Here is an 11,656-nt window from a genome sequence, read left to right as displayed (position 1 = left end):
GTGACCGAAGCTGCAGCGAGATTGCGTCAGACCCGACCTTCAACGCGATTTGACAGTACCAGAGCCGCTGCGCTTCGTCGGGGACGCTGTCGAGAAGCAGAACGTTCTGGCCCCAAGGCAATTGTGCAACAACCTGTTGCACAATTGCGGAATCTCCCCATTCCTGGGCGAATTTCCTCATATATTTCAGATTTCTAGGGGAGAACCCTTTGACGTCCGGGAACTCCGAATGAAGATCGGCGGCGAGTTGATCGATGACGCGGGCACCCCAGCCATGGGTGGCCTGGCGCTCGAGAATCTCTCGCCCAATCCGCCAGTAAAGCAGGATCAGTTCGCTGTTGACGGCGAGGGCAGCACGATGCCGGGCCTGCTGGATCTCGCCCTTCAGGTTGCGTAGCCATTCGAGGTATTCGGGCGGGGTCGTCTGGAGAGGCATGCTTCGCTTTCGCGCTATTTTCCGCGCCATCATGCCATCCGGTTCGGCATCAGACCACGGGTCTGACCGCTGCTGGAACCGCGCTGGCAGTCTCGTGGTCGGAAAACCGCTCCATTGGCCAACCCGAAATCAGGCACTGCCTCGGCAAAGCGCCGATGCGACCCGGATCAGACGCGGTTCACGCCGCGGTAGCGCGCGAAGCTTGTCCGGCCCGACGATCCGAACAGGACGACCTCGTAGCTGTCCGGCGCCTTGCCGACGACCTCCATGCCGGGAGAACCCATCGGCATTCCCCGAACGGCGAGGCCGCGAGCCTGCGGCTTCTCGGCCAGGAGGCGCTTGACGGCGTCAGCCGGCACATGACCCTCGACGACGTAACCGGACACCTCCGCCGTGTGACAGGAGGCAAGGTCGCCCGGCACGCCGAGGCGGAGCTTCACTTGGTCGACGTCGGAGGATGTGACGACCTCGACGGGGAAGCCGGCGACCTTCATGTGCTCCACCCAGCCACCGCAGCAGCCGCAGTTCGGATCCTTGGTCACGATCACCTTCGGCAGGTTGGCCTGCGCAAAGGCTCGTCCGGCCATCATCGCGGCCCCAGAGGTTCCGAGAACGGCGAGGAAGCTGCGGCGGTTGAGCATGAGCATCTCCTTCAGGCTGCGACCGGGGTATAGCCGGCCTTGGCGACGAGAGCCTTGATGGATGCCAGGTCGCTGCTCCCGCGGACGGACACCAACTTGGAAGCCGGATCGGCTTCGACCTGCGTGCCGGGCAGGCCCGTCTCGATCGCGTTCTTGATCGTGCCAGCGCAGTGACCGCAGGTCATGTCCTCGACCCGCAAGGTCAGGGCATTCGGATCACGTTCGGCCGCCTGATCCGGCCGGGAGGAGTGGTTGTTGCATCCGCACATGGAATGATCTCCGTTTCTCATCGACGTTGAGAGCAGCCTGCACCTTCCCATTATGGCAAGGTCAAGCGGCGTTTCATCACGACGCGCCGATGTCGCGACGGCACGTACCTTTCGAGGATGCCCTTGCGAGGCGCCAACCCCGTGTCCGCCCGCTTTCATCGGTTCGGAGCAGGACCTCGTTGCGAGCCAGGCTCCATCCGGGGTGGCGTATCAATGCTTGTTCGCGGTGTCGTCGTCAGAGCCGTCGGATCCGGGCATCATGGCGCCGCCGGGTCCCATCATTCCCCGACCCATCATGCCTTGCCCCATCATGCCTCGGCTGCCCATCCGGACGAGTGCCGGCAGCCGCCGCTTTTGGGCCTCGTCGAGGGTCGCGTGGAGCGGCGCGGCAGCGTCCGCGAGCTTGCGCATGGCGTCGGATCCCTGGCTCATATGGTCGGCCATGGTGCGCAGCATGTTCACCGGATCGTTTGCCGTCATCCCTCCTGTCTGGCGCATGGCCTGCATATGGCTGAGGTGGAGGGTCGCCAGGTTCCGGAGCGCGGTTTCGACAGGGGGCCATAGCTTTTCCTGGTCGGCGGTCAGCCTCAGCCCGGCATGGATGGACGCGATATGGGCTTCGGCGAAGGCACTCATATCCTCCGCCGAGAATTGGCCCATCATCCCTTGGCTGCCGCCGAGCATGCCTTGACCCTGCATCATCTGGCCCATGGGCATCGGCATTCCGGATTGGCCGGGCATCGCCTGAGGTTTTCCCGGCGCCGTGGATTGGGCCTGCGCCTTGGGGGCTTTACCTGGATGGTGCGGGTCACTGGAAGTCGGCGCCTGGGCCAGCGCGGGCCCGGCAAGGGTAACCAGGACGGTCGCGAGAACGGACATCTTCATGGCGGTGTCTCCTTTGAGCGGTCAAAAAGGGCAAGAACGGCGTCGGCGCAGCTTTCGCGGAATGGCCGCAGGCAGCGCCGATCAGGTTTTCGTCGGGCGCAGCCATTGGTCCCGGGGCCGCAAGGGCCCCAATGTTCCCGGCCGGGCCGCAGACGGCCCGGCCTTGGGCGGTCACTCCCGCTTGTCGTGGTGGCCGTGGCCGCCGTGCATGAACAGATGCATCAGGGGGCAGGCCAGCAGCAGGAGGTAGGGCAGTGCGGTCACGATGTGGCCGCCGTGGTTCGCGAGGAGGTAGATGCCGAGAGCGGCCAACGCGAGCGAGCAGACCCAACCCAGGGGCGTGTTGATCAGCAGGGTCCGCCAGGTTCGTGGCGACTCGGGGGCAGGAGTCGGTGTGGTGGGCATGTCGATCTCTCCCGGTGCGGAGCGTGCCGATCTTGGACCTTGCTTGCGAATGGCGCCTTGAGCGAAATCAAGCGAGGTACCGGAAAGGCTCGTTCCGCCCACCCGGTCTGCTCCCGCTTCCTGACACCTAGCGGGCGGCGATGCCGTTCGGCCCCTTGCCCACCGGATAGGCCTTCCCGGCCGAGAGGCTGCCGAGATCGATCGCGGAGATGGTGTTGGCGTAGGTGTTCGTGACGTAGGCCGTGCGACCGTCGCGAGCGATGACGATGCCGTGCGCTCCCTTGCCGACCGTCACGTTCCGGATCAGCTTGCCGTCCTCGAGCGCGACGACCGACACCCGGTTGTCCGGCTTCGCCGCCGAGCCCTGGTTCGCGACCAGGGCGGCCTTGCCGTCCGGCGTAACGTAGACCTGCACGGGTCCGTTTCCGACGGAGGCCTTCCGCAGCACCTTGCGAGCGTCGACGTCGATGATGGCGACCTTGTCCTCGCCGTTGAGCGAGACCACGAGGATGCGGCCGCTCCGGTCGAACGCGACCTGGACCGGCCGCTTTCCGACGGAGATATGCATGGCCTTCTCCGGATTGCGCGTATCCACCAACGAGACCGTGTCGCTCTTCATGTTGGCGACCGCGAGCAGGTTGCCGTCCGGCGATAGGCGCAGTCCATGCGGGTAGTTCTGCACGGGGATGCGACCGGTTACCCTACGCCCCGGGATATCGACCACCACTACCGAGTTGGTTTCGGCGTCGGTCAGGTAGGCGAAATGCCCTTGTGCGTCGGGGACGACATGCGCCGGATGCCCTCCCACGGTCACGACCTGCGGCGCGCCGGGCGCGTCGCCAGCGACGTCCATGAGAATGAGCTGCCCGCCCGCGGAGCCGTGAGCCGCATGGCTGCCGGACTGTGCCGCAGGCATGCCGGTCGCCAGGATGAGGCGGCCATCGGCGGTGACGTCGACGTTGTGCGGCGAGATCGGAATCGCCGCCGTGGTGGTTTTCGAGGTCTGGGAGTCGATGATGGAGAGGCTCTGCCCGTTCTCGTTGGCGACGACGATCGTGTCGGCCCGGGCGCCGGCGGCACCAAGGGATGTGACGAGGGCGAGTGCAATCTGGGTTCTGCGTGCGAACATCGCATTGTCCTTCCGAAATTCGAATTGAACTGGGTCCCGGTGCCCACGCAGGCCGCGACATCACGGAAGCGGCGGGGTCGGGATTCGGTTGGGTTACGCGATGGATTTTGGCGGTTTGAATCGCACCTCCGGGATTGCCCCGGCCAGCATCAGGTCATTCCCGGGCTGGAGGCAGATGGGTTCGGGCCATCCCGGGAAAGGGGCACCGGCACGGATCATCGCCGGGGGCACGACGAGGCAGCTCGAGGAAGCGCCGAGACAGTCCTGGTCACAGGAAGGGCCGCCCGCCGTTCCCTCGGCGCTGTCTTGATCCGCGTTTCGGCCGTGATGGATGGAGGCCGCCGCCGGGTCGACGTGCCCATGCTCCATGACCAAGGACAGGTGCGTGGCAGGACCGGGCGCCGAAAAGGCAGGCGTCGCCATGCGACCGACCACGAGAACCATCGCGGCGACCGCGAGGAGCATGGCCATCAGCGGAGACAGAGCTTTTTTGCGACGCCTCTTCATTGCAGGAAGTCTACCCGGTTGGCGGACCGAAACCTTGCGCTGCATCAAACAGCCGGACGGACCGGGCGGCTCCCGATGGAACTGCCCGGCCCGGCAACTACAGTCGTACCGTGCGCAGGCGGATCGCGTTGCCGATCACGCTGACCGACGACAGGGCCATCGCGGCCGCCGCGATGATCGGCGACAGCAGGATGCCGAAGAACGGGAAGAGCACTCCCGCCGCCACCGGCACGCCGAGCGCGTTGTAGATGAAGGCGAAGAACAGGTTCTGACGGATGTTGCGCATCACGGCCTGCGACAGCCGTCGCGCCCGCACGATTCCGGTCAGGTCACCTTTCAGCAGGGTCACGCCCGCACTTTCCATCGCCACGTCGGTGCCCGTGCCCATGGCGATGCCGACATCCGCCGCCGCCAGCGCCGGCGCGTCGTTGACGCCGTCGCCCGCCATGGCGACCACCCTGCCGTCCGCCTTGTAACGCTGGACCACGGCACTCTTCTGGTCGGGCAGGACCTCGGCCTCGACCTCGTCGATTCCGAGCCGCCTGGCGACCGCCTTCGCGGTCGTCCAGTTGTCGCCGGTGAGCATCACGACCCGGATGCCTTCCGCCCTGAGCCCGGCGAGCGCCTCCGGCGTCGAAGTCTTGACCGGATCCGCAATGGCGATGGCACCCGCCGCCTTCCCGCCGATTCCGGCGAAGATCACCGTGGCGCCGTCCTCGCGCAACTTGTCCGCCTGGTCCGCCAGGCGAGCGGGATCGATGCCATGCTCGGTCAGGAAGGCCGCGTTGCCGAGCACGACGCGCCGTCCCTCGACGGTACCCAGCGCTCCCTTGCCGGTGGGCGAATCGAAATCGGCGACCGGCGCAGTGGCGATGCCTTGCTTGTCGGCGGCCGCGACGATGGCCAGCGCCAACGGATGTTCGCTCGCTCGCTCCACGCTGGCTGCCAGGCGCAGGATTTCGGCTTCGTCAAAGCCCGGAGCCGGAACCACGGCAGTCACGGATGGCTTGCCCTCCGTGAGGGTTCCGGTCTTGTCGACCACGAGGGTGTCGACCTTCTCCATGTGTTCCAAGGCCTCGGCATTCTTGATCAGAACGCCCGCCTGGGCGCCGCGGCCGACCCCCACCATGATCGACATCGGCGTGGCGAGACCAAGCGCGCATGGACAGGCGATGATGAGCACCGCCACGGCCGCAACGAGGCCGTAGGAAAACCGCGGCTCGGGACCCCAGAACGCCCATGCGATGAAGGCGAGTGCCGCAATGCCGATGACCGCGGGCACGAAGTAGCCCGAGACGTGATCGGCCAATCGCTGGATCGGGGCGCGGCTGCGCTGGGCCTCCGCCACCAGTTGGACGATCCGCGACAGCATCGTGTCGTGCCCAACCTTCTGCGCCTCGATCACGAGGCCGCCGGACTGGTTCATCGTGCCCCCGATGGCCGCGGCGCCGACTTCCTTGGTGACTGGCATCGACTCGCCAGTGACCATCGACTCGTCGACCGCGCTGCGCCCCTCGACGACGACACCATCGACGGGAACCTTCTCGCCCGGCCTCACCCGCAGGCGGTCGCCGACCTGCACGGTGTCGAGCTGGACCTCCTGCTCGGTGCCGTCGGGCATGATCCTGCGGGCCGTCTTGGGCGCGAGGTCGAGCAGGGCGCGAATGGCCCCGCTGGTGCTCTCCCGGGCCCGCAGTTCGAGCACCTGCCCGAGCAGGACGAGAACCGTGATGACGGAAGCCGCTTCGAAGTACACGGCCACCGAACCGTCATGGCCTCGGAACGCGGCCGGGAAGATCCCGGGCGCCAGCGTCGCCACCATGCTGTAGATCCAGGCCACGCCCGTGCCCATGGCGATGAGCGTGAACATGTTGAGGTTGCGCGAAACCAGCGACTGCCAGCCACGCTCGAAGAACGGCCAGCCTGCCCACAGCACGACAGGAGTCGCGAGCAGCATCTGGATCCAGTTCGAGGTCTGCTGGCCGACATAGTGGCCCAGACCCGTCAGGTGCCCGCCCATTTCCAACACGACCACGGGCAGGGAAAGCGCGAGTCCGATCCAGAACCGGCGCGTCATGTCGATCAGTTCGTGGCTGGGACCGGTCTCCGCCGTCGCGAGCACGGGTTCGAGCGCCATGCCGCAGATCGGGCAGGAACCCGGTCCCACCTGTCTGATCTGGGGATGCATCGGGCAGGTGTAGATCGTGCCTTCCGGCACGGGTTCAGCCTTCCGGGCCGCCGCCGGCTCGACGTATTTGGCGGGCTCAGCCATGAATTTCGACTGGCAGCCGGAGGAGCAGAAGTAATAGGGCTTGCCCTCGTACTGCGCCCGGTGCGTGGTCGCGTGCGGGTCGACCGTCATCCCGCAGACCGGGTCCTTCACCTGCCCGGCTGCTCCCTCATGCTCATGATGATGTCCCCCATGGAGGCCATGGTCATGATGATGGCCATGGTCCTTGCTGGTTGGGGTGTCGGTCATGACGGTTCTCCGGGCAGGCATCGATAAGCTGCGGCAAGGTTGGGGCTTCCCATGATGGGAAGGTCAAGCGCGTGCCTCCGGGGCTCCAGCCATCGACGCGATCGAGGCGGGTCTCGACCTCCGTGAACCACCTCAAGACTTGCCGCATCAAGGTGTCCCGAAGGGCCGATCCAGCGCAAGCAAACCGGTGAATGCCTGTGACCCGGATCGGCCGTTTAGGTCACTTCGCCTTTTGAAGCTTGGTGACCGTGATCTGGCCGTTGACGCGGTCTGCGTCGAACTTGATCTTGTCTCCGGCCTTCAGCCCTTTGAGCATGGCGGGATCGCCCGCGCGGAACACCATGGTCATGGCATCCATGTCGAGGTTCTTGATGGCGCCGTGGTTGATGGTGAGCTTGCCCTGGGCCTCGTCGACCTTGGTGACGGTGCCATTGACCGACTGGGCGGCAGCCGGCAGCGCGACCATCAGGAATGCGAGGGTGGCGGTGGTCTTCAGCATGGGATGATCCTTTCCTCTGACGCTTACTTGACGATGATCTTGCCGGTCATGCCCGCTTCGCGATGGCCGGGGATCAGGCAGGAGAAGTCGAACTCGCCCGCCTTGGTGAAGGCCCAGACGATCTCGCCCGTCTTCTTCGGCGCGAGCCGCTTGGCGTTCGGATCGTCGTGTTCCATGTCGGGATTCTTCTGCATCTCGATGGCATGCTTGAGGTTCTCCTCCAGCGTGGCCAGCACCAGCTCGTGGTCGAGTTCGCCGTTGGGGCGTCCTACAGCCGACCTCTTATCGCCTCCATCTGCTGGATCTCCTCGCGTTGTGCCTTCGTGATCGCCTCGCACAACCTCCTCAGATCCGGATTGGCGAGCTTCGCCTCACGACACATGAGGATCGCGCCGGAGTGATGCGGGATCATCGAGTCGACGAACTGGCGATCGTCGATCAGGGTCTGGCTTCGCGTTCCGTAAAACGATGCGACGGTGAGAAACGCAAGGGCGACGTAGTGAATGGTGTTGGCACTCTTGTTCGGGAACATGCCCGGCATCGTCGCCAGCATGAGGATGCCCATCGGCGCCCACATCGTGACCGCCATGTAGAACATGTTCAGATTGTTCCGGAAGTCGCGCCAGCCGTCGATCATCGAGAACATCACGACGTACATGACGATCAGGCCGAGGATCATGTTCAGCCAGAACATCAGATAAGATCTGCCATGCGAGCCGTGACCGCCTTGGGAAGGGCTGCCGTGGGCCCGGTGGTGGTTTTGCATATCCGTCTCCACTGGGCGTGAAAGCGGACGCCACACCCGTCGCGATGAGAACGAAGGTGGCCAGCGCCCGCAGGAAGCAGGGGCTACTGGCCCTTGGCTTTCAGCCATTGCTCGATCGTTTCGACCTCGCGCTGTTGACTGCTGACGATCTCACCCGCCAGCTTTTTGACCGATGGATCCTTGCCGTTCGCGAGTACGACCTTGGCCATCTCGATCGCGCCCTGGTGGTGAGCCTTCATCTGCGTCATGAAATCGACGTCGGCATCGCCCGTGAAGGTCGTCGGCATGGACTGCATCATGTGCATCATCGCCGCCTTGTATTCCTTGGTCGACGCGGAGTCCGAGGCATCCGGCATGATCATCTTCATGGGCATGTCGTGGCCCGTATCGGGCTTGGGAGCTGGCTGGGCGAATGCCACGGTCACGATCGATGCCGCAAGGCAGGCAATCACTGTGAGGTTTCTCATGTGAGTTCTCCCTAGGATAAGGAGGCGAGCGGCTATGCCGCCATCTTCCGGCAACTTTCGGCACACCGCCGACAGGCCCGGACGCAGTCGTCCATATCTCCGATCCGTTCGCATTCGTTGGCGCAGTCCTCGCAGATATCGGCGCACTCGGCGCAGAGATGCTTGTGATGCCGCGAGCCGATGATCATGACCTGGGCGCTGGCGCGACAAGTCTCGGCACAGGCGAGCATCAATTGGATGTGATCCGGGCTGGCATGGTCGCCACCGAGCTTGAGGCAATGGTTGGTGCTCATGCCCAGGCAGGCCTGGTAGCAGCGCAAACATTCGTCAATGCATGCCTGCATCTCGGGGGACGTTTGGTGCACGATCGTTCTCCCTGAAGCTGTTGCGGTTCCATTGAAGGGCTACTCGGGGAAGACGCGTGCGACTGTGAGGAGTTCCTGTCTGAAACAATCTGTAACAATGCGGCGCGGGACGCCCTCGACGGTTATTGACGAGCCGCAACGACGACGGTCGAAGGCCCTGCGATGACGAACTGTTGAAAGTTCCCTCCTTACTCTGTTTTGGGCGCTGTGCCATTTTCGGTGTCATGAAGCTTCGGCTCGTTGCGCATTGTCTGATTCTGGCCCTGTTCGTCGCGGCCACCACGTTGGCTGCCTTCGTCAGCCCGGCGAGGGCCGGATTCGAGCGGGCCGATACCGTTGAAATGGCGATGCTGATGGACGGTGCCATGCCGTGCTGTCCGACGGATCACGACAAGGCCAAGGACTGCACGACCAACTGTCCGGCGCTGAGCTTCTGCCTGACCAAGTGCTTCGCCAGCGAGCCGACGTCGTTCGTCACGCTCGCCAGGGCGTTCGTCGCCGAGCTCGGCCTGACCGGAGACGAGGCCACGCGTCAGTCTCGTCCGTTCGAGCCACCCGCGCGACCTCCACGAAGCTGAGGCATCGCCGGCGCGAACCGCGCTGGCTTCGTCCGCACGGGACTTCCGGGCGGACGGTGAGCCGTGGCCAACGCCACGTCCGAGGCTGTGCGCCTGTGCGGCAGCCTGATGCACTCAGGACTACGAACATGACCCTCATCAACACGTTGCGCGTGCTTGCCGCAGCGCTTCCGCTCGCCGCCGTTTCGCTCCCGGCGCTCGCGGACATCAAGGATTACGAGTTCCGGCTCGTGCAGAACGAGATCAAGCAGGGCAACGGCGTCGTCGTCGCCGTGACGCTCATCGACAAGCGTTCGGGCAAGCCCGTCCCGGACGCGGTGATCTTCGCCCAGCGCATCGACATGGCACCCGACGGGATGGAGATGATGGCCTCGCCGATCGAGACGATGCCGTCGACCGAGTCGGGCACCTACCGCTTCAAGACGAACCTGACGATGGCCGGCGGTTGGCGGCTCTCGCTCGGCGCCAAGGTCCAGGGCGAAACCGGCACGCTCGAAAACAAGCTGATCCTCAAGGCCCTGCCATGAAACCCAACGCCCTCACGGGCCTCGCTCTCGCCGCCATGCTGGCGGCGGGAGGTGCGGGCTATTGGGCCGGACATCGCGGCCTTGCGGTCGGCTGGCGTGATTGGCTCGGCATCGAAGGTTCGCTCGCGGCAAACGAGCCTGCCGGAACCGGACCGATCATCTACTATCAGGATCCGGACCGGAAGCCGGTCTATTCGGCGCAGCCGCGCCAGACCGATGACGGCAGGCCCTTCACGGCCGTCCGCGCCAGCCAGGACGTCAGCTTCGAGGTGAAGCCTCCGAGCGAGGAGCGGATGGCGCAGGCCGACCCGAAGCGCGTTCTCTACTACCGCAATCCCATGGGGCTCCCGGATACGTCGCCGGTTCCGAAGAAGGACTCGATGGGGATGGACTATCTCCCCGTCTACGAAGGCGAGGGAAACGAGGACGGCGTCATCAAGCTCTCGCCCGGGCGCATCCAGCGCAGCGGCGTGCGCTCCGAACCCGTCCGGCGTCAGAACATCGTCCAGACGATTCACGTGCCCGGCGTGGTGCAACTCGACGAGCGACGGGTTTCGGTCGTGACGATCCGGGCGGATGCCTTCGTCCAGGAGGTCGCTCCGATCACGACCGGTGACCGCGTCACGAAGGGGACCAAACTGGCGCGGATCTATTCGCCGGAGATCAGCACCGCCGGCGCGCAGTTCATCACCGAGCTCAATGCCGCCGCGCGCGGCGTGCCCGAAGGCGGCGCAAGGCAGCGTCTCGAAAACCTCGGCGTCCCGCCGGAGGTCATCGCCGAGATCGAGCGCAGCCGAAAGGTGCCGCTGACGATCAACTGGTCGGCGCCGCGCGACGGCATCGTGCTGGAACGTTCGGTCAGTGACGGCATGAAGATGACGGCCGGCGGCAGTCTGTTCCGGCTCGCCGACATCTCGACGATCTGGGTTCTGGCCGATGTTCCGGAACGCCAACTGGCGGCCGTCGGCATCGGCGCGCCAGCCACGGTGCGATTGCGCGGCCGTCCGGGGAGTTCCTTCGAGGGACGCGTCAGCGTGATCTACCCGGAGATTGCCGAGGCGACGCGCACGGCAAAGGTCCGCATCGAGATCGGCAACCGCGACGGCATGCTGCTGCCGAACATGTATGCCGACGTCGATATCGGCTCCGATGACCCAGCTCCGCAGCTCGCGGTTCCCGACAGCGCCGTGATCGACAGCGGCTCGCGCCGGGTCGTCATTCTTGATCTGGGCGAGGGTCGGTTCGAGCCGCGCGAGGTCAAGCTCGGCCGCCGCGGCGATGGCAGGGTCGCGATCACCGAGGGGGTCGCCGAGGGCGATCGCGTCGTCGTCTCGGCCAACTTCCTGATCGATGCCGAGAGCAACCTTAAGGCCGCCCTGGGCGGCTTCGCCCAGCCGGAGGCCAAGCCATGATCGCCCGCCTGATCGCCTGGTCGGCGCGCAACCTGATCCTCGTCTTCGTTGCCGCCGCCTTCGCTGTGGCGGCGGGTGTTTATGCGTTGAAGACCCTGCCGCTCGACGCGATCCCCGACCTCTCCGATGTCCAGGTCATCGTCTACACCGAGTACCCCGGCCAGGCACCTCAGGTGATCGAGGACCAGGTCACCTATCCGCTGACCACCTCGATGCTGACCGTGCCGAAGGCGCGCGTCGTGCGCGGCTTCTCCTTCTTCGGCGTCTCCTTCGTCTACGTCATCTTCGAGG

At 65.2% G+C, this 11,656-nt stretch carries 15 protein-coding genes and 1 pseudogene; 4 read left to right on the top strand and 12 right to left on the bottom strand.

Annotated elements, in window-relative coordinates; translation table 11 throughout:
• The 12 genes and pseudogenes from AX750_RS25715 to AX750_RS22855 form a co-directional block, all read right to left on the bottom strand.
• On the bottom strand, positions 1 to 436 hold a 436-nt coding region (locus AX750_RS25715; RefSeq protein ID WP_156449938.1), incomplete at its 3' end, for a DUF1016 N-terminal domain-containing protein.
• 167 nt (positions 437 to 603) lie between these two features.
• Positions 604 to 1,083 carry a DUF411 domain-containing protein gene (locus AX750_RS22910; protein ID WP_067255022.1) on the bottom strand — a complete coding sequence of 160 codons (480 nt, stop codon included), beginning with the start codon at positions 1,081 to 1,083 and terminating at the stop codon, positions 604 to 606.
• Positions 1,084 to 1,088: 5 nt separating this feature from the next.
• Entirely contained in the window at positions 1,089 to 1,346 is a 258-nt protein-coding gene (locus tag AX750_RS22905; RefSeq protein WP_047579395.1) for a heavy-metal-associated domain-containing protein, read from the bottom strand.
• Positions 1,347 to 1,556: 210 nt separating this feature from the next.
• The gene (locus AX750_RS22900; RefSeq protein WP_054207538.1) at positions 1,557 to 2,231 is read right to left on the bottom strand and encodes a Spy/CpxP family protein refolding chaperone; all 675 of its coding nucleotides are present in this window, start codon (positions 2,229 to 2,231) and stop codon (positions 1,557 to 1,559) included.
• 171 nt (positions 2,232 to 2,402) lie between these two features.
• Positions 2,403 to 2,636, bottom strand: a complete 234-nt coding sequence (locus tag AX750_RS22895; RefSeq protein WP_067255018.1) for a DUF2933 domain-containing protein — start codon at positions 2,634 to 2,636, stop codon at positions 2,403 to 2,405.
• Positions 2,637 to 2,763: 127 nt separating this feature from the next.
• Positions 2,764 to 3,765, bottom strand: a complete 1,002-nt coding sequence (locus AX750_RS22890; RefSeq protein WP_054207537.1) for a beta-propeller fold lactonase family protein — start codon at positions 3,763 to 3,765, stop codon at positions 2,764 to 2,766.
• 604 nt (positions 3,766 to 4,369) lie between these two features.
• On the bottom strand, positions 4,370 to 6,751 hold the full coding sequence (locus AX750_RS22880; protein ID WP_054207536.1) for a heavy metal translocating P-type ATPase: 2,382 nt from the start codon (positions 6,749 to 6,751) through the stop codon (positions 4,370 to 4,372).
• A 220-nt stretch (positions 6,752 to 6,971) separates the two neighbouring features.
• Positions 6,972 to 7,250 carry a copper-binding protein gene (locus tag AX750_RS22875; RefSeq protein ID WP_054207535.1) on the bottom strand — a complete coding sequence of 93 codons (279 nt, stop codon included), beginning with the start codon at positions 7,248 to 7,250 and terminating at the stop codon, positions 6,972 to 6,974.
• Between the two features lie 23 nt (positions 7,251 to 7,273).
• Positions 7,274 to 7,522 (bottom strand): annotated as a pseudogene (locus AX750_RS22870) (plastocyanin/azurin family copper-binding protein); the annotation flags it as partial.
• On the bottom strand, positions 7,519 to 8,016 hold the full coding sequence (locus AX750_RS22865; RefSeq protein WP_054207534.1) for a DUF305 domain-containing protein: 498 nt from the start codon (positions 8,014 to 8,016) through the stop codon (positions 7,519 to 7,521). The gene AX750_RS22865 and the pseudogene AX750_RS22870, both read right to left, overlap by 4 nt.
• A gap of 83 nt (positions 8,017 to 8,099) precedes the next feature.
• The gene (locus tag AX750_RS22860) at positions 8,100 to 8,483 is read right to left on the bottom strand and encodes a DUF305 domain-containing protein (RefSeq protein ID WP_067255015.1); all 384 of its coding nucleotides are present in this window, start codon (positions 8,481 to 8,483) and stop codon (positions 8,100 to 8,102) included.
• Positions 8,484 to 8,515: 32 nt separating this feature from the next.
• The gene (locus AX750_RS22855) at positions 8,516 to 8,848 is read right to left on the bottom strand and encodes a four-helix bundle copper-binding protein (protein WP_054207532.1); all 333 of its coding nucleotides are present in this window, start codon (positions 8,846 to 8,848) and stop codon (positions 8,516 to 8,518) included.
• A gap of 125 nt (positions 8,849 to 8,973) precedes the next feature.
• On the opposite strand from AX750_RS22855, the gene AX750_RS22850 reads away from it, so the two are divergent.
• The 4 genes from AX750_RS22850 to AX750_RS22835 form a co-directional block, all read left to right on the top strand.
• A complete protein-coding gene (locus tag AX750_RS22850) occupies positions 8,974 to 9,426 on the top strand; it encodes a hypothetical protein (protein ID WP_156449939.1) in 453 nt (150 codons plus the stop codon).
• Between the two features lie 128 nt (positions 9,427 to 9,554).
• Positions 9,555 to 9,953: a FixH family protein gene (locus AX750_RS22845; RefSeq protein ID WP_054207530.1), complete on the top strand. Its 399-nt coding sequence runs from the start codon at positions 9,555 to 9,557 to the stop codon at positions 9,951 to 9,953.
• Positions 9,950 to 11,365 carry an efflux RND transporter periplasmic adaptor subunit gene (locus tag AX750_RS22840; RefSeq protein ID WP_054207529.1) on the top strand — a complete coding sequence of 472 codons (1,416 nt, stop codon included), beginning with the start codon at positions 9,950 to 9,952 and terminating at the stop codon, positions 11,363 to 11,365. Before AX750_RS22845 ends, AX750_RS22840 begins: the two co-directional genes overlap by 4 nt.
• On the top strand, positions 11,362 to 11,656 hold a 295-nt coding region (locus AX750_RS22835; protein WP_156449940.1), incomplete at its 3' end, for an efflux RND transporter permease subunit. The genes AX750_RS22840 and AX750_RS22835, both read left to right, overlap by 4 nt.

The sequence above is a fragment of the Methylobacterium sp. CCH7-A2 genome, assembly GCF_001557075.1.
GTDB lineage: Bacteria > Pseudomonadota > Alphaproteobacteria > Rhizobiales > Beijerinckiaceae > Allobosea > Allobosea massiliensis.
The sequence above is the reverse complement of the archived record's forward strand: the minus strand, read 5'-3'. Positions and strand labels throughout refer to the sequence as shown.

What these genes read in the sequence shown, in the direction of transcription:
- AX750_RS22910 (WP_067255022.1), bottom strand. Translation starts at nt 1,083, where the DNA reads ATGCTCATGCTCAACCGCCGCAGCTTCCTCGCCGTTCTCGGAACCTCT.
- AX750_RS22905 (WP_047579395.1), bottom strand. Translation starts at nt 1,346, where the DNA reads ATGTGCGGATGCAACAACCACTCCTCCCGGCCGGATCAGGCGGCCGAA.
- AX750_RS22900 (WP_054207538.1), bottom strand. Translation starts at nt 2,231, where the DNA reads ATGAAGATGTCCGTTCTCGCGACCGTCCTGGTTACCCTTGCCGGGCCC.
- AX750_RS22895 (WP_067255018.1), bottom strand. Translation starts at nt 2,636, where the DNA reads ATGCCCACCACACCGACTCCTGCCCCCGAGTCGCCACGAACCTGGCGG.
- AX750_RS22890 (WP_054207537.1), bottom strand. Translation starts at nt 3,765, where the DNA reads ATGTTCGCACGCAGAACCCAGATTGCACTCGCCCTCGTCACATCCCTT.
- AX750_RS22880 (WP_054207536.1), bottom strand. Translation starts at nt 6,751, where the DNA reads ATGACCGACACCCCAACCAGCAAGGACCATGGCCATCATCATGACCAT.
- AX750_RS22875 (WP_054207535.1), bottom strand. Translation starts at nt 7,250, where the DNA reads ATGCTGAAGACCACCGCCACCCTCGCATTCCTGATGGTCGCGCTGCCG.
- AX750_RS22865 (WP_054207534.1), bottom strand. Translation starts at nt 8,016, where the DNA reads ATGCAAAACCACCACCGGGCCCACGGCAGCCCTTCCCAAGGCGGTCAC.
- AX750_RS22860 (WP_067255015.1), bottom strand. Translation starts at nt 8,483, where the DNA reads ATGAGAAACCTCACAGTGATTGCCTGCCTTGCGGCATCGATCGTGACC.
- AX750_RS22845 (WP_054207530.1), top strand. Translation starts at nt 9,555, where the DNA reads ATGACCCTCATCAACACGTTGCGCGTGCTTGCCGCAGCGCTTCCGCTC.
- AX750_RS22840 (WP_054207529.1), top strand. Translation starts at nt 9,950, where the DNA reads ATGAAACCCAACGCCCTCACGGGCCTCGCTCTCGCCGCCATGCTGGCG.